Source organism: Nitrosomonas mobilis (assembly GCF_900103035.1).
Lineage (GTDB): Bacteria > Pseudomonadota > Gammaproteobacteria > Burkholderiales > Nitrosomonadaceae > Nitrosomonas > Nitrosomonas mobilis.
This window is the reverse complement of the sequence record NZ_FMWO01000030.1, coordinates 49,360-65,925: the sequence shown is the minus strand read 5'-3', so window position 1 is coordinate 65,925 and position 16,566 is coordinate 49,360. Positions and strand designations below refer to the sequence as shown.

Annotated in this window: 12 protein-coding genes and 1 riboswitch; of the genes, 6 read left to right on the top strand and 6 right to left on the bottom strand. The window is 50.6% G+C overall.

Annotated elements, in window-relative coordinates; all coding sequences use genetic code 11:
* Window positions 1-4 precede the first annotated feature (4 nt).
* Window positions 5-1,456, bottom strand: a complete 1,452-nt coding sequence (tnpC, locus tag NSMM_RS02615) for an IS66 family transposase (RefSeq protein WP_090284333.1) — start codon at window positions 1,454-1,456, stop codon at window positions 5-7.
* A 417-nt stretch (window positions 1,457-1,873) separates the two neighbouring features.
* Between tnpC and NSMM_RS02610 the strand changes: the two genes are divergently transcribed.
* The 6 genes from NSMM_RS02610 to NSMM_RS02585 are packed head-to-tail and all read left to right on the top strand — an operon-like array spanning window position 1,874 to window position 8,400.
* On the top strand, window positions 1,874-2,509 hold the full coding sequence (locus NSMM_RS02610; protein WP_245654654.1) for a GspH/FimT family pseudopilin: 636 nt from the start codon (window positions 1,874-1,876) through the stop codon (window positions 2,507-2,509).
* The gene (gene pilV, locus NSMM_RS02605) at window positions 2,503-2,946 is read left to right on the top strand and encodes a type IV pilus modification protein PilV (protein ID WP_090284331.1); all 444 of its coding nucleotides are present in this window, start codon (window positions 2,503-2,505) and stop codon (window positions 2,944-2,946) included. The genes NSMM_RS02610 and pilV overlap by 7 nt, the downstream gene beginning before the upstream one ends.
* Before the next feature lie 5 nt (window positions 2,947-2,951).
* Window positions 2,952-3,977, top strand: coding sequence for a PilW family protein (locus NSMM_RS02600; protein ID WP_090284328.1), 1,026 nt, complete (start codon window positions 2,952-2,954; stop codon window positions 3,975-3,977).
* 16 nt (window positions 3,978-3,993) lie between these two features.
* Window positions 3,994-4,506, top strand: a complete 513-nt coding sequence (locus tag NSMM_RS02595; RefSeq protein ID WP_090284326.1) for a pilus assembly PilX family protein — start codon at window positions 3,994-3,996, stop codon at window positions 4,504-4,506.
* A 33-nt stretch (window positions 4,507-4,539) separates the two neighbouring features.
* On the top strand, window positions 4,540-7,935 hold the full coding sequence (locus NSMM_RS02590) for a pilus assembly protein (RefSeq protein WP_090284324.1): 3,396 nt from the start codon (window positions 4,540-4,542) through the stop codon (window positions 7,933-7,935).
* Window positions 7,936-7,971: 36 nt separating this feature from the next.
* The gene (locus NSMM_RS02585) at window positions 7,972-8,400 is read left to right on the top strand and encodes a type IV pilin protein (RefSeq protein ID WP_090284322.1); all 429 of its coding nucleotides are present in this window, start codon (window positions 7,972-7,974) and stop codon (window positions 8,398-8,400) included.
* A gap of 333 nt (window positions 8,401-8,733) precedes the next feature.
* Here the strand turns inward: NSMM_RS02585 and mgtA are convergent, their stop codons facing one another.
* From mgtA to metK, 5 genes are all read right to left on the bottom strand, one after another.
* A complete protein-coding gene (gene mgtA, locus NSMM_RS02580; RefSeq protein WP_090284320.1) occupies window positions 8,734-11,259 on the bottom strand; it encodes a magnesium-translocating P-type ATPase in 2,526 nt (841 codons plus the stop codon).
* Window positions 11,260-11,314: 55 nt separating this feature from the next.
* Complete coding sequence (gene sbcB / locus NSMM_RS02575; RefSeq protein WP_245654653.1) at window positions 11,315-12,781, bottom strand: exodeoxyribonuclease I; 1,467 nt, start codon at window positions 12,779-12,781, stop codon at window positions 11,315-11,317.
* Window position 12,782: 1 nt separating this feature from the next.
* On the bottom strand, window positions 12,783-13,628 hold the full coding sequence (gene metF / locus NSMM_RS02570; protein ID WP_090284317.1) for a methylenetetrahydrofolate reductase [NAD(P)H]: 846 nt from the start codon (window positions 13,626-13,628) through the stop codon (window positions 12,783-12,785).
* A 68-nt stretch (window positions 13,629-13,696) separates the two neighbouring features.
* Window positions 13,697-15,133 carry an adenosylhomocysteinase gene (gene ahcY / locus NSMM_RS02565; protein WP_090284315.1) on the bottom strand — a complete coding sequence of 479 codons (1,437 nt, stop codon included), beginning with the start codon at window positions 15,131-15,133 and terminating at the stop codon, window positions 13,697-13,699.
* A gap of 17 nt (window positions 15,134-15,150) precedes the next feature.
* Window positions 15,151-15,233, bottom strand: a riboswitch (S-adenosyl-L-homocysteine riboswitch).
* 28 nt (window positions 15,234-15,261) lie between these two features.
* Window positions 15,262-16,425: a methionine adenosyltransferase gene (metK, locus tag NSMM_RS02560; protein WP_090284313.1), complete on the bottom strand. Its 1,164-nt coding sequence runs from the start codon at window positions 16,423-16,425 to the stop codon at window positions 15,262-15,264.
* Window positions 16,426-16,566: the final 141 nt, after the last annotated feature.

The following is a 16,566-nucleotide window of genomic DNA, read 5'->3' as shown; positions in this document are numbered from 1 at the left end:
GTAACTACTCACCCCATACTTTATGAGCTTCACCGGCCAACGCTATTTGAATAGCGACAAGTGGGTTATATCCCTTGTTGGCCATGGATTGCAGATAGCTTGAAATTCGGCAATAGGCATGTGCGTATTCGCTGACTCTAAAACAACCCGAGACCTTTTGTTTGACCTTTGACATTCTCAGGTCACGCTCTGCTCGGTTATTAGTAAACGATACATGCGGGTTTTTCGCAAACAGCAGCACGGCTGCTTCATGAATTTTGAGTCTTTCCCAAAGATTGTGCGCATCAGATTTGGCTAGTTTACCGCGCTTGCCACTGGATTTGGGTGGAATGACGGGCAGTTCTTTTTTGCCATGCGTCAAGATATTCCGGTAACGTTTTTGTAGATTGGCGAACGCTTTATCGCTTAGGCGCTTTTCCGTGCTTTGGGAGACTTCTTTGCAGGTCTCCTGTAACATGCGCTTCATATTGCATGCCCAGGCATAGTCATGCGTATCAACAATAAAAGTCAGTTCACGCAACAAATGGGACCCGCACAGTCCATGACTGCAGTGAGGATACGATAAATAGGTTGGCCAGCAGTCATGAATAATGGCACCGCCATAGCGTGGAATGATGTTAATCACTTCGACCGCCGTTTTGCCTCGGTTCCGGTGCAAAAACTTGAGAGTGAGGTCATTCGACGAATAGACATGAATCCAGTAGTTCTTCATGTCAACCCGGAAAGACGTTTCATCGACATTGATCGCAGGTGAATGGAGTATCTTCTCCGTAGTTTGCTGCTCCCAGTTTGCCAGCGCCTGATGAAGACGAAGGACAAACTTTAACAAAGTGGCTTCAGCAATTACGGTGCCTATCATCGATTTCACCAGCTTCTGCACCCGGTTCAGGGCCACCATCTGACCGATCAGCAAGTTAATCACAAAAGCCTTCAAGCCATCGCCATATTGTAACGGGCCGTGCATGTCCGGCGGGAAGACTCCTTTCACCGTACTATCACAGGCCGGGCAGCGTTTGATTTCAGCATCCACATGATCAATGACTTTCTCAAATACGATATCGATCCTGGTGCGCCTTTCATGATCGACACAAGGAACACCACTCAGGTCTTGTGCGCAGACCTCACAAGTGAGGACGGGAGAAATCGTCACGATTTCATTAACGCGCATATTGCCGGCTTGATCCTTGTTCTCACTTTTGCCTTTGCCATTACTTCCGGGGTGGCTTAGCGCAGACTCATCTTTTAGCGTTTGAGAAGAGGGTTTGCTGGAATTGCCACTATCTTTTTTGGTGCTGCGCTCAAGAAAAATAGCCAGGATCAGTTCGACAATCATAAACAGGCTATTCATGATTGCCTGACTCTCAGAAGATAATTTTCCTTCCGAGCCAAGACGATCAAAGTCTGCTTTCAAACGACTGACTTCATCTCTAACCGAAGTTTTATCCAGACTCGCCACGTTGATGTTAATGGGTTATTATCGATAACTCCATCATAACACGGCTTTTTTTGGCGATCGATAAGCCAGCAGGTGAGGATAAAATGAACTCACCCGGACAAAACGGCAAAATCGTACTGTCATCAGCCTGGCGATGGGTCTAAGCTGCTTATCGCAGAGATTTGGCTGTGAGGTACAAAATTGAATTTTTCTCGTACAAAAACCTGTCAAGTGTTTTTTTAAATATTTTTTGGGGGGCGAGTAGTTACGTTATAGCGCAGTACTGCCGCTTCGTATCCCCTCAAATGAGCCAGGAATGACTGGCTCGCATCAGTTTTTCTCACCCTTTTCCAAAAATTAAAGTTTGTAACCACTCCAGCCGTTAGAGCATTTGCGTGAGCAAATTTGGTTGATAACGTGGTAACCACGGGAATGGAAATGGTGAGAACAATAGAGCATCTCGAAAAACCGTTACAAGCAATGGTAAAGCAGGGCGCACGAAGCGAGCACTGCGCAAGGCAACCATACCACTGCGCCACATATTTTCCGAGATATCCACTAATTTCCAGCAAAGGATTTTCATTGCTGGAGTTGATGATCACGCTCAGTATTTCGGCGATTCTGGCAACCGTGGCAGTACCTGCCTATCAGTCGACCATGACGCAATCCCGTTTGACAGCTCAAGCAAATGAACTGGTGACTTCGCTCAATTATGCCCGCTCCGAGGCCGTGAAACGCGGCACGCGCGTGACAATTTGCACCAGTAACAATGGGGCAACTTGTACCAGTGGAAGTGGCTGGCAGAATGGGTGGCTGATCCTCAGCGATGGCGGTGTGACTGGTTCCGTCGACGGTGCTGACGAAGTATTGCGAGTTTTTCCAGCCCTATCTGGCAGTACGCTGGGAAATAGCGGTAATTTCAGTAATTGGCTTTCTTATCAATCAAATGGGCGCAGCCAGGGAAGCGGCGGCCTGTCTAATGGAACGTTCAATCTTTGTAACCATAATCAGGGCCGTACGATTACGCTGAATAACGCTGGCCGTCCAAGTGTCAAAAAGGTACCGACATGCTAAACAGAGAAAAATGCAACCGATGTGTGACGCAAGCCGGCGTCAGCATGATTGAAGTGCTGGTTGCCGTCATGATTTTATCGATTGGCTTGCTTGGGCTGGCCGGGCTGCAATCAGCTGGACTCACACACAATCAAAGTGCCAACGCCCGTTCTCATGCTTCCATGCTTGCCTATGGGTTGCTGGACAGCATGCGGGCAAACAAAATGGTAGCCGAGCAGGGCGCCTATGATATTGGTCTGGGTGCGGCATCGTCCGAGAGTAGCACGATGACCAGTCAAGACGTTAATAACTGGCTGAGTGAGCTGGCAACGAGTTTGCCCGCTGGAACGGGTTCTGTCGTCACGGATGCCAATGGTAGGGTGACGATCACGATCCAGTGGGATGACAGTCGCGGTGCCTTGCCCGCACAGCAGTTCGCTATGACGACGCAGTTGTGAGCAATATGGCAAAAGTACCGGTAAAAAACACTTGCTCCAGCAGGCAACATGGTCTGACCCTCGTGGAAATCATGGTCGCCATGACCATTGGGTTGGTGTTGCTCGGTGGTGTGATCACTATTCTGGTATCCAGCCAGCAGACTTACCGGGTTAATGAAGCGCTGGCGCGTATTCAGGAGAATGCACGCTTTGCTTTTCAGATACTGAACCGGGATATTCGGATGGCGGGGTACATGGGGTGTGTGGGCGAGGGCACCGTGCCAGTTAACACTTTGAACAATTCAGCAGCTTATTTATGGAATTTTGGTCAACCCATCCAGGGATTCGAAGCAGCTGGCAGCGGCTGGACGCCTGCGCTGCCTACGGAAATCACCAGCCCGTTGGGTGGGCACGATATTCTGATCATCCGCGGAGTGGATGGGCCGGGTACTCGCGTACTTTCCCATCCGGGCGGCACCCCACCTGGCTCGGCTGATCTTAAGTTAACGGCTGGCAGCGGTTTGCAAATAGGTGACATTGTGCTGGTAACGGATTGTCTGGCAGCCGCTGTTTTTCAGGTCACAAATACCAACACTTCAGCCGGGCAGGACAATGTGGTGCATAACACGGGTGAAGATACACCAGGCAATGCGACCAAAAATCTGGGCCAATCATTTGAGGGTGGTGAGATCATCAGGATTTCAACGCGCAGCTATTACGTGCGCACCAACCCCAATGGCACCCCGGCGCTTTACTGGAGAAGAGGAAACGAAGTTGCCGAAGAGCTGGTGGAGGGGGTCGAAGATATGCAGATTGATTATGGCGTGGATACGGATGGCGACCGGGCGACCGATGTTTATCAGACAGCCGATCTGGTGGTTGACTGGGAAAGCGTCGTCAGTGTACGTATCAACCTGCTGATGCAATCGACGGAAGACAATATAGCCAGCCAGCCGCAGACCTATACCTTTAACGACACGACCACGACACCGGCTGATCGCCGCTTGCGCAAAACCTATTCGACGGTTGTGGCGCTGCGCAATCGCACTTGATTCAAGGAGCTAGACTATGTTGAAACCAGTCAAGCAGCAACGTGGAGTGGTACTTGTCACTGGACTGATCTTTATGGTGATTCTGACATTGTTAGGTACAACTGCGCTGCAAGGTACGCTGCTGGAGGAAAAAATGGCCGGTAATCTGCGCGATGAGACGCAGGCATTGCAGGCGGCTGAAGCGGCATTGCGTTCGGGAGAAATTTTTCTGGAGCAGGTCACGATTCCGGTGTTTGCAGGTTCAGATGGGCTTTACCACTATGCCAGCTCCGACACGGCTGCTCCAGATCCCAAAATCTGGAGTGGCTGGGAATCACTTGGAAGAGTAGCAAACGCCAGTATGGATGGCGTTGCCAGCCAGCCGCGCTACATTATTGAACAACTGCCCAGTGTTCCGCCACAAGGAAACCAGGGAAGTGCTCAGCAATCGGGGACCTTCCCCGATGATGAAATGTTTCGCATCATTGCACGGGGCGTCGGCGGAACGGCAAGCGCGGTTGTGATTCTACAGAGCATTTATCGTCGATAGTAATAAGGACAGCTCTAACACAAGGGACGCAAGATGAAATCTATATATACCTTACCGGGGATCAGTGTTCTTTTGTGCATGTTGGTGTTGCTGCCGACGCGGGTGCAGGCGGCACTCCCCTTGTCGGACGTGCCGTTGTTCCTGACGACAGCGGTAGATCCCAATGTAATTTTTACGCTGGATGATTCTGGCTCGATGCAGTTTGAAATCATGCCGGATGGGTTGATAGTCCGCGATACAAGATATGTTTTTCCCCGAGCCAGCAGTGTATATGGTAGCAGTGATTACGAAAACCGGGTAGTAGGCTTTGATGCCGACAACTGGCGCAGCGCTTCTCTACGCTCCAGTGATGTGAACAAGATTTATTACAACCCGGTTGTGCGTTATTTGCCGTGGAGCAATTCGGATGGCAGCCTGATGGCGAATGCCTCGCCCACCTGTGCACCGCATAATCCGTTCAATACTGCCAAAGGTTGCCGTGATCTGACACAGGATACTACCCAGAATGCCCGCTGGCTAACCGCTGGCGGTGGAATTACCGATTTTGAAGACAGAACGTTTTATCCCGCCGTCTATTTTCGCTATAACGGCGGGCTGGTCAATTCCGCCAGCAGTTATACCCAGGTCGAAATCAAATCCAGCGTAAGCAATTATGACGGTAGTGCAGAGCGTACCGATTGCGTTGCTGCACCGGTTTGTACCTACGCAGAGGAAATCCAGAATTTCGCCAACTGGTATACCTATTATCGTTCCCGTATTCTGCTGTCACGGGCCGGGGTCGGTCGCGCCTTTACCCTGCAGGGCAACAATATGCGGGTGGGTTTTGGCGCAATCAACAAGAGTAGCAACACTGTAGACGGGGTATCGACTTCCACGCTGATTGCCGGTGTCAGGCAGTTTGCGGGTGCAAATAGGGATAATTTCTTTAATCAGCTCTATGGACATACCATTCCAGCAGCAGGTACGCCACTGCGTAAGGCCACGCAAAGTATCGGTGAATATCTGAAACGTACTGATAATAAGGGGCCGTGGAGCACGACTCCAGGTGAAAGTGGAGGTACTCAACCGGTTTGCCGGCAGAACTATCATATTTTGATGACGGATGGCACTTGGAACGGATCTGATCCTTCCGGTATAGGTAACGCTGATAATACAGCCGGTAACAGTCATGTTAATCATTTTCCGAATGCATCTCCAGCCAGTTACCAATACTCACCGGGGCCACCTTATGCGGATAATCACAGCAAGACCCTGGCGGATGTGGCGATGCATTACTGGAAGAATGACCTGCAGCCTGATCTGAACAACAAGGTGCCGACCAATGCCAAAGACCCGGCGTTCTGGCAGCATATGGTCAATTTTACAGTGGGATTGGGTGTGGAGGGTTCATTATCTGAATTGCCAACTACTGCTGCGGGCTGGCCAGACCCAGAGACTGACAGTTTGAGTAAGATCGACGATCTGTGGCATGCAGCGGTTAACAGCCGGGGGGAATTCTTCAGTGCACAGGAGCCGGCTGCCTTTGCCAGCGGATTGAGCAATGTGTTGGTGAACATCACGGCACGTACCAGCTCGGCGGCGGCGGTGACCACCAACACCAGCCGTCTCAATACCGGCGCGCAGATTTATCAGGCTAAATTCAACAGCGCTGACTGGAGCGGGCAACTGTTTGCCTTCAATCTGCAATCTGATGGATCGCTCGGCGCAGTGCAGTGGGAAGCTTCCAGCCAGTTGCCGGGGCACGCCAGCCGCAAGATTTTTACGCATAACGGCTCGGCGGGCCTGGCATTCACCTCAGCCGAGTTTTCGTCACTGTCTACCACGCAACAGGCGGCGTTGAATAAAAATATCGTAGGTGTCGACGATGGCAAGGGAATGTTGCGGCTTAATTGGCTGCGCGGGGATAAAAGCAGCGAAATTGCGATGGGCGGCACTTTTCGCAACCGCAACAGCGGCCTGCTCGGCGATATCGTCAATTCGGATTTGCTGTATGTCAAAGCGTTGAATTTCAATTATGATTCTCTGCCTAGCGGTACACCCGGGCAGGTAAATTACCAGACGTTTGTGTATGCCAACAAGAATCGTCTGCCGGTCGTTTATACCGGTGCGAATGATGGCATGCTGCATGCGTTGAACGCCGATACCGGTCAAGAGCTGTTTGCCTATGTTCCTGCTGCAGTATATCCAAATCTGAGCAAGCTGACGGCAACCGATTATGCACATCGTTATTTTGTCGATGGTAATGCTTATGCGGGCGATGCCTATATCGATTCTTCGTGGAAGACGATTCTGCTGGGTTCGCTTGGTGGGGGTGGCAAAAGCATTTTTGCACTCGATATTACCGACCCGAACAATTTCTCTGCATCGAATGTCCTCTGGGAGTTCACTGACACCGATCTCGGTTTTGTGCATGGTCAGGCCAAAATTGCGCGATTAAAAAATGGCGATTGGGTGGCTATTATCAGTAATGGCTATAACAGCGGCAGCGACAAAGCCTTTCTTTTCATCGTCAATCTGCAGACCGGCGCGCTGATCAAAAAGATTGCGACCAGCAACAGTACTAATAACGGGTTATCCAGTCCGGCGCTGGTCGATACCGACAACGATAAAATCATCGATACGGTTTACGCCGGCGATTTGCAGGGTAATGTCTGGAAGTTTGATCTGTCCCATTCAAATACCACTCAATGGGCGGTGGCTTATAAAACCGGAAGTAACAATATGCCCCTGTTTACCGCCAGGAATGCCAGCAATCAGGTGCAGCCGATTACCTCACCGCTGGAAATCGGTTTTCATAAAAATGGTGGTTACATAATTTTCTTCGGCACCGGCCAGTTCATCGCCTCGGGTGACAACACCAATACGCAGATACAGAGCTTCTATGGCATCTGGGATAACGGCAGTAGCCACATAACTGCCACGGATCGCAGTGTGCTGCAGCAGCAGACCATTGTGACCGAAACGGTATTGCCGCCATTCGAACGCACGGTAAGCACCAATACCGTCAATTGGGTGAACAAGCGCGGCTGGTACATTGACCTGCTACAGCCACCTGTGCCAGGTATCGCGCAAGGAGAGCGCTCGGTTATCATGCCGATGCTCAGTTTCGGGCGCATCATCTTTACCACATTGATTCCGTCGAATGATCCTTGTGAGGCAGGCGGGCGCAACTGGCTGATGCTGCTGGATGCAGAGACAGGCGGTATGAAGTCGGGTGCAGAGTTTGATACCAATGGCGACGGCAAGGTCAACAGTCAGGATCGTGTGATCGCTGGCATCAATTCAGACGGGATTCGCAGTGAATCCGTGGCGATCAGTGCCGGCAGCCTGATCCATCTGATTGCATCCACGACTACCGGCGCAGTAGAAAATATCACCATCAAAAACAACGCGCCGCCACCACGCCGTTCGTGGAAACAGATTCAGTAAGATTTCGATTTGTTTATTTGGAAAAGAGGATTCAAGATGAAAAAACTGGTAATAAATGTTCACGGTTTTACGCTGGTTGAACTGATGATTGTTGTCGCGATAGCCGGCATTCTGGCTTCGGTAGCCTATCCATCTTATGTTGAAAGTGTGCAACGCGGGAATCGGGCAGAAGCCCGTGGTATTTTGCTGGAAACGGCGCAATTGCTGGAGCGTAATTTTACTGAGGCAAATCGCTATGATCAGGATAGTGCGGGCAATGCGTTTGCGTTACCGGTAGCGCAATCCCCCAGAACCGGTACCGCTAAATACACGATCCAGTTTACGGCAGGCCCAGCACAAAATACCTATACCCTTGGCGCCGTACCAACAGGTGCAATGACAGGAGATGCATGTGGCACATTGACATTGACCCAAACCGGGGCAAGGGGCGCAGATGGAGTAGTCGCGAATTGCTGGCAGCGCTGATCAAATAAAATTTGAGCAAGTCTTTCCAAAATTTCTTTCTTTTTTCCTTTGATTGTTGCCAGTTTCTGCTGACAACAAATTTCGGTTTCTCGATAGCAATCATTTCTACCTGTAATTGCTGTTTTTTGTGTTATTTCCTGCATAGCGCAATAGTCAGGATGATTGCCTTTGCGTAGAGCACATCCTGTGGCAGACCAATGCCGCCTGGAAAATACACATCGATTTTAACCACAGAGGAGTCGCGCCGCCTACGCAGAGCGGCGTTGACTTTTTTAGCAGCACATACCCTCCGGCAACGATGATCTGGTTCGATTTATCCAGCCGCACGCGGCATCACTGATAGAACGTACGTTTCAGTACCTCGGCTGAACCGATGTAAGCTGCGACAATCATGCCCATCAATGCGAGAAACGGCCATGGCAATGGCGCGAAGCCAAAGAGCGTGCCGACAGGTGTATAAGGCAGCGTAATCGTGACAATGATCACCGCAAGCGTTGCCAGACCAAGCGGCAGTGATGGACGGCTACGCCAGAATGGACCACGAGTACGTAGTACCAGCACTACCATGGCTGCGGAGACGACTGATTCAACGAACCAGCCACTACGGAATAACTCTGGCGAGGCGTCCAGCAGAAAATACAGCACCCCAAAGGTAATGAAGTCGAACACTGAGCTCAGCAGGCCGAAGCGAAACATGAAACGGCGGATAAACTGGACATTCCAGCGCTGCGGACGTTGCACTGCTTCAGCGTCGACACGATCGGTGGCAATGGCCATCTCCGGCAGGTCGGTGATCAAGTTGGTGAGCAGGATCTGTTTGGGCAGCAGTGGCAGAAAAGGCAATAATAGTGAAGCGCCTGCCATGCTGAACATGTTGCCAAAATTGGCGCTGGTAGCCATGAACACATATTTCTGAGTGTTGGCAAACGTGCGGCGGCCTTCGCGCACGCCATCGGCCAGTACTGCCAGGTTGGACTCCAGCAGCACGATGTCGGCAGCCTCCTTGGCGACATCAGTAGCCTCTTGCACTGACAATCCTACGTCAGCAGCGTGCAGCGCGGGTGCATCGTTGATTCCGTCTCCCATATAGCCCACCACATGCCCCGCCTTGCGCAGGGCGCGAATAATGCGCTCTTTCTGGTTAGGTTCGACTTCGGCAAAAATATCGGTATCACTTGCCAGCTGTGGCAAGGCATCATCGCTTACCTGCATCAGGGCAGGTCCATTGACGATTTTTATTCCAGTCAGGCCGATCTGCCTGGCCACGGCCTGCGCTACCAGGGGACTGTCACCGGTGATGATCTTGAGTGTCACGCCTAGTTCCCGTAGTGATCCGATAGCGGTCGTTATCCCGGCCTTGGGCGGATCGGTGAACAGCAGAAAACCCATGAAAGTCATGCCTGCTTCATCGTTACGGGTAATGGCCGTCCGTTCTGGCAAGTATTTTACTGCCAGACCAAGCGTGCGTAACCCGCGAGCGCTGAATGTCATATAAAGTGATTCGATCGTCTGTCGCTGATTTTCGATTGGTACGATCTTGCCATCACGGGTTTCCACATGTGTGCAAACTGCCAGAACCTGGGTCAATGCGCCTTTGGTAATCATGACAGGTTGGGTATTTATATCCACTGCTGCCAGCACACTCAGACGTTTGCGGGTAAAATCGTACGGAATTTCATCTAGCCGGATAGCATTTGCTGTCGACTGACCAGCGAGGGTCACGATGGCCGCATCAAGGGGGTTGGTGAAGCCGGTTTGGAAAGTGGCGTTGATTCCAGCAAATCGTAATACTCGTTCGCTTGGCTGGCCTTCAATATCAAAGGTGCCCTCCAGCCGGACCTTACCTTCGGTCAGCGTGCCGGTTTTATCCGAGCACAGCACGTCCATGCTGCCGAAATTTTCAATTGACACCAATCGCTTGACAATCACTTTCCGTACCGCCATACGGCGTGCGCCGCGCGCCAGATTGATACTGATAATGGCAGGCAGTAGCTCCGGCGTCAGCCCCACGGCGAGTGCCAGCGCGAAGAGAAAGGAGTCCAGAACCGGACGTTGCAGATAAACATTTAGGCCAAAAATGATGATCACCAGAATCAGCGTTACCCGGACCAGCAGCATTCCGAACTGGCGCATACCGCGTTCAAAATCGGTCTCTTCCGGGCGGATCCTTAACCGGCCGGCGATGGCACCAAATTGGGTATTCCGTCCGGTACGCATTACCAGCGCACGACCGGTACCACTGACGACGTGCGTACCCTGAAATAAAACGTTGGTACGCCTTGCCAAGGGCGTATCCGCTGGCAAATCGCCGGGTGATTTCTCAATCGGAAATGTCTCACCGGTCAGCGTAGCTTCATTGACGAACAGGTCACGCGCTTCCAGGAGACGGCAATCTGCTGGAATGCTCGTCCCCGCAGACAGGATGACCACATCCCCCGGTACGATTCCCGAAAGAGGTATCGGCATGGTCACGCCATCGCGTAGCACATCCGTCAGCACTGCGACCATTTTCTGCAAACTGGCTACCGCAGAAGCAGCGCGGTATTCCTGCCAGAATCCGAGCATACTGCTTGCCATTACGATGGTAAGGATGATCATGGCATCAATCACATCATGCATCACGAGCGATAAAATAGCCGCTGCGATCAGGATTAATACAATGGGCGAACTAATCTGCCGCCACAACAGTGGCAAAATACGAGAGGTTTCCTCGCCCCTGAAAACATTGGTCTTGTCGCGCTGCAGACGGCGAGCTGCGTCGGCTTTGCTCAGCCCGTTTGGTGATGAGGCCATGTCCCGAATGACCTGTTCGACGCCGTTTGCCCACCAGGGTGTATCGGGTTTGTTTTGACTGGTCATCAGAAATGTCTCAAAGATTTACCCTAACCGATTCCGGGTTCAGGATACAAGTGTTTCACAAACAGATGTCAATTTCATTTTCCCGTGCCAGCATCGTGCCCCAGGCTTCCAGATCATCGAGTATTTTTTTGCTGGATGAAGATAATTCTCCCGGTAGTTGCTGGCGTAACTGTATCAGTAATGCCTGATAGCTTGGTAGCGTATGATGGTTTTCTGTTTTTTGCTCGTTAAGTTGCTGCTGACAATAAGCCCGCCAGCGTATTTTTTCCTCGTGCGACAGAGTGTGTGGCCAGTAGCGAGCGCGATAACGAAACAATAATTCTGGATAGCGGTCATCCTGAAATCTTTTGACGTAATCGGCAAGTCTGTCCGGTTGTGCTTCCCGCACACCAGGCAGCAGTGCACGATCATCATTGCTGATGAATCCGTCGTAAAGGGCGAGTTCGGCATCGCGGACAGCCTCAAAGCTACGATTGGTATAGATTTGCAGCACGCGCTGCATGAAATCCCGTTCTCCGGATAATAATTGTGCATGTTTCAGGCACTGATCAGTATCCAGTTTGATGCGACTGGCAGTCTGCTCATCGAGAATATTCTGTGGAGCCAGTGCAGGGCATTTGTTGAGCCTGATGGACTTTACCGGCAAGCGTGGAGCACCAAGTGGCAAATTCGCATTCGATGTGAACAGCCGCTCTGCCAATGTGGTCGTATCCATCATCAGGAATTCGGAGGGGTCGTGGCGCAGATCGTACACCAGAATACTGTTCATATTGTTGGTATCGGGCAGCATCGGCATGACGAGCGTGGTGCAACCGGTTTCAGCCGGATACATGCGAGAGGTATGAACCAGAGGCGTATGTGCTGTTACATCAATCAGTTTGGCCGCTTCACGTTTGTCACGTAGCCGCAATAGCCATTTATAGAGGCGTGGCTGTTGCGTCTTGATCAATTTCGCAAGGGCAATGGTCGCGCGCACATCAGAGAGTGCGTCATGCGCGCTGTCATGGATGAGCCCATTGGCTTTAGCTAGATCTTCCAGCCGGAAACTGGGTTTGCCGTTTTCATGATATGGCCAGCTGATCCCTTCCGGGCGTAATGCATAAGCCATACGCACCAGATCGATCAGATCCCAGCGTGAGTTACCCTGCTGCCATTCACGTGCGTAAGGATCATAAAAGTTGCGATAGAGTGCGTAGCGGGTTACTTCATCATCGAAGCGTAGCGTGTTGTAGCCAAGTGCGCAGGTTCCCGGTCGCACAAGTTGTTCATGAATGCGTGCGATGAATTCAGGTTCGATCAACCCTTGTGACTCGGTAAGCTGGGGGGTGATGCCAGTTAGCAGGCAAGCTTCCGGCTGTGGTAGACGGTCATGAGGTGGCTTGCAATAAATGACGAGTGGCTCATCAATTTCATTGAGCGCACTATCTGTGCGGATACCTGCAAACTGGGCTGGCCGGTCCCAGGCCGGATCTGCGCCAAAGGTTTCGTAATCGTGCCAGTAAAAAGTAAATTCTGATTGCAATTTATAATGATAGGCGTTGCCAGATCTTGGTCGATAGCACCGCAGAGTTGAGGGTGTAGAAATGCAGCCCGGGTGCGCCGGCTTCCAATAGACGGTTACACAATGCCGTGACGACATCGAGTCCAAAAGCTTGAATGGAAGCCGTGTCATCCCCAAAACCTTCCATCTTGCGACGGATCCAGCGTGGAATTTCCGCACCACAGCTGTCGGCAAAGCGGGTCAGCTGCGAAAAATTTCCAATTGGCATGATGCCCGGAACGACAGGAATATCGAGGTTGATTCTTTCACACATATCGATGAAATGAAAATAGGCATCGGCATTATAAAAAAATTGCGTGATGGCGGCACTCGCACCTGCTTCTACCTTGCGTCTGAAATTGGCAAAGTCTTCCTGTGCTGAACGCGTATGCGGATGATATTCCGGGTAGGCAGCAACCTCAATTTGAAATATGTCAGCAAACTCTTTGCGAATAAACGCTACCAGTTCGTTGGCGTACCGAAATTCACCGGCTTGCGCCATGCCGGAGGGCAGATCACCGCGTAATGCTACTAAATGAGTCACGCCATGTGTGCGATAGGTTTCAAGAATGTTACGAATATTCTCACGTGTCGATCCAATGCAGGAGAGATGAGGGGCAACCGGATAGCCTTCGGCCTGTATTTCCAGTACTGTTGCCAGGGTACGGTCACGTGTGGAGCCACCCGCACCAAAGGTAACTGAAAAAAATTTCGGACAAAATTGCGCAAGCTGAATTCTGGTCGCTCGAAGTTTCTGCTGTCCTTCTTCTGTCTGTGGCGGGAAAAATTCAAAACTAAAAGTGGGTGGGAATTTTTTTTGGGACTGCATGCGACGCCTTTATAAACAGACACCAGCGCCTGGATTATGCGCTGGTGTGGTTTCTACCAATAAAATTATCAGTAACGATAGGTTTCCGGTTTATAAGGGCCGTTCTTGTCCAGATTCAGATAGCTTGCCTGCTCGTCGGTCAATTCCGTTAAATTGACACCAAGTTTCTCCAAATGCAAGCGAGCAACTTTTTCATCCAGATGCTTAGGCAGCACATACACTTTTTGATGATAATTTTCCCCTCTGGTCCACAGTTCGATTTGTGCAAGAACCTGATTGGTAAAAGAATTTGACATGACAAACGAAGGATGCCCTGTTCCACACCCCAGATTCACCAGCCGCCCCTGCGCCAGCACAATGATGCGGCGACCAGAAGGAAAGATGACATGGTCAACTTGCGGTTTGATATTTTCCCATGTGTATTTCTGGACGGAAGCAATATCGATTTCCGAATCAAAGTGCCCAATATTGCAAACAATCGCCTGATTTTTCATCTTGATCATGTGATCATGGGCGATGACACGCAAATTACCCGTTGCGGTCACGAATATGTCGGCTTTATCACAGGCATCATTCATGGTCACCACGCGAAAGCCTTCCATCGCTGCTTGCAGGGCACAGATCGGATCGATTTCCGTGATCCATACGGTCGCACCCAGCCCGCGCAGTGACTGTGCACAGCCCTTACCAACATCACCGTAGCCGCAAACGATTGCTATTTTTCCGGCAATCATTACATCAGTCGCACGCTTGATACCATCAACCAAAGACTCGCGGCAGCCATACAGATTGTCAAACTTGGATTTAGTCACCGAATCATTGACATTGATCGCCGGGAAAGGCAACTCACCTTTTTTCTCCATCTCATAGAGACGATGCACGCCCGTGGTGGTTTCTTCAGTCACGCCTTGAATATTGGCGAGATTGCGTGAATACCAGCCAGGTTGATTTGCCAGTCGTTTTTTGATGGAGGCAAATAGCGCTTGCTCTTCTTCATTGGCAGGGTTCGCAATCACGGATGGATCCTTTTCTGCTCTGCTGCCCAGAATAAGCAGCAAGGTTGCGTCTCCACCATCATCCAGAATCATGTTGGCAGTGCGCGAGCCATCACTCGACCATTCAAAAATCTGGTGTGCATATTCCCAGTAGTCTTCCAGCGATTCACCCTTATAAGCAAAAACTGGAATATTCTGCGCAGCGATAGCGGCAGCGGCGTGATCCTGCGTGGAAAAAATATTGCATGAAGCCCAGCGAACTTCCGCACCTAACGCGGTCAGTGTTTCGATCAACACTGCCGTCTGTATCGTCATATGCAGCGAACCGGCAATTCGCGCCCCGGCCAATGGCTTCTGGCCGGCATATTGTTCACGTAATGCCATCAGACCCGGCATTTCAGTCTCCGCGATGGCTATTTCCTTGCTGCCCCACTCCGCCAGAGACAAATCAGCAACTTTGTAGTCAGTAAATTGGCTGTTAACGGGTTTTGTATTGATTACTGCACTCATTCCATATCTCCATCAATGATAAAAGAGCGCCGTTGTTACTTGAAGAATAATTCTGTACGAGCCTCACGTTAATAACACGCTGCAGCGCTCCTCGGTACAGGATAAAAATTGGCTGGATTAGTCAGGTATTAAATTCCGACATCGGCTCGCAATTGCTCGGCAAGGTCAGTTTTTTCCCAAGTAAAATCTGGCTCTTCGCGACCAAAATGACCATAGGCTGCTGTTTTGGCATAGATCGGGCGCAGCAAATCTAGCTCGTGAATGATGGCGCGCGGGCGCAGGTCAAAATGACGGCTTACCAGCTCCGCCAGTTTTTCATCGCTGATTTTGCCGGTGCCGAAAGTTTGCACCATTAGCGATACTGGTTTTGCCACTCCAATGGCATAAGCCACTTGAATTTCACATCTTTTTGCCAGCCCGGCAGCAACGATATTTTTGGCGACATAACGGCCGGCATAAGTCGCAGAACGATCCACTTTGGAAGGATCCTTGCCGGAAAATGCACCGCCACCATGATGCGCGGTACCGCCATAGGTATCGACGATGATTTTACGTCCTGTCAGGCCACAGTCGCCCATTGGACCACCAACGACAAACCTGCCGGTTGGATTGATGAGGTACTGAATCTGGTTGCTGAGCATTTTTGCTGGCAGTACCGGTTTGATGATTTCTTCGATGACGCCTTCCTTGAGATTGTCATGACTGATATCGGGGTCATGTTGGGTGGAAATCACAACGGTTTCAATTCCTTGTGGGACGCCATCTCTGTAACGCACTGATACCTGGGATTTGGCATCCGGCCGGAGCCAAGGCAGCTTGCCATTTTTTCGCACTTTTGCTTGTTGCTCAACTAAGCGATGCGCATAAAAAATCGGCATGGGCATCAACTGCGGTGTTTCATCACAGGCATAGCCAAACATCAGCCCCTGGTCTCCTGCTCCCTGCTCCATCTCTTTTTCCTTGCTGCGATTCACTCCTTGGGCAATATCGGGAGATTGCTTGTTGAACGCTGTTAATACCGCGCAGGTCGTAGCGTCAAAGCCGATCTCGGAGCTCGTATAGCCGATATTGCGTACGGTTTCCCTGGGAATGACGTTGTAATCAACAGTTGCATGAGTTGTTATTTCACCAGATAGAACAATCAGTCCGGTGCTGCACATGGTTTCACATGCAACCCGGGCATGAGGATCCTGCGTCAAAATTGCGTCAAGTACAGCATCCGATATCTGGTCAGCTACTTTGTCTGGATGGCCCTCGGATACGGATTCAGAAGTAAAAAGAAAGTCACTCATAATTTTGTTTTACTAAAACCTCATATAATTAATATGGATTAAGGGCAATAATTTTCCTTGATCATTAACTGCAACACTTGAAGCAATCAAAAATTTTGATCAGGAGTAGAAACGTTCATCAGCCTATACTGGAATTTTATG

What these genes read in the sequence shown, in the direction of transcription:
- NSMM_RS02610 (WP_245654654.1), top strand. Translation starts at nt 1,874, where the DNA reads ATGGTGAGAACAATAGAGCATCTCGAAAAACCGTTACAAGCAATGGTA.
- metF (WP_090284317.1), bottom strand. Translation starts at nt 13,628, where the DNA reads ATGCAGTCCCAAAAAAAATTCCCACCCACTTTTAGTTTTGAATTTTTC.
- NSMM_RS02590 (WP_090284324.1), top strand. Translation starts at nt 4,540, where the DNA reads ATGAAATCTATATATACCTTACCGGGGATCAGTGTTCTTTTGTGCATG.
- ahcY (WP_090284315.1), bottom strand. Translation starts at nt 15,133, where the DNA reads ATGAGTGCAGTAATCAATACAAAACCCGTTAACAGCCAATTTACTGAC.
- pilV (WP_090284331.1), top strand. Translation starts at nt 2,503, where the DNA reads ATGCTAAACAGAGAAAAATGCAACCGATGTGTGACGCAAGCCGGCGTC.
- NSMM_RS02585 (WP_090284322.1), top strand. Translation starts at nt 7,972, where the DNA reads ATGAAAAAACTGGTAATAAATGTTCACGGTTTTACGCTGGTTGAACTG.
- mgtA (WP_090284320.1), bottom strand. Translation starts at nt 11,259, where the DNA reads ATGACCAGTCAAAACAAACCCGATACACCCTGGTGGGCAAACGGCGTC.
- NSMM_RS02595 (WP_090284326.1), top strand. Translation starts at nt 3,994, where the DNA reads ATGTTGAAACCAGTCAAGCAGCAACGTGGAGTGGTACTTGTCACTGGA.
- metK (WP_090284313.1), bottom strand. Translation starts at nt 16,425, where the DNA reads ATGAGTGACTTTCTTTTTACTTCTGAATCCGTATCCGAGGGCCATCCA.
- NSMM_RS02600 (WP_090284328.1), top strand. Translation starts at nt 2,952, where the DNA reads ATGGCAAAAGTACCGGTAAAAAACACTTGCTCCAGCAGGCAACATGGT.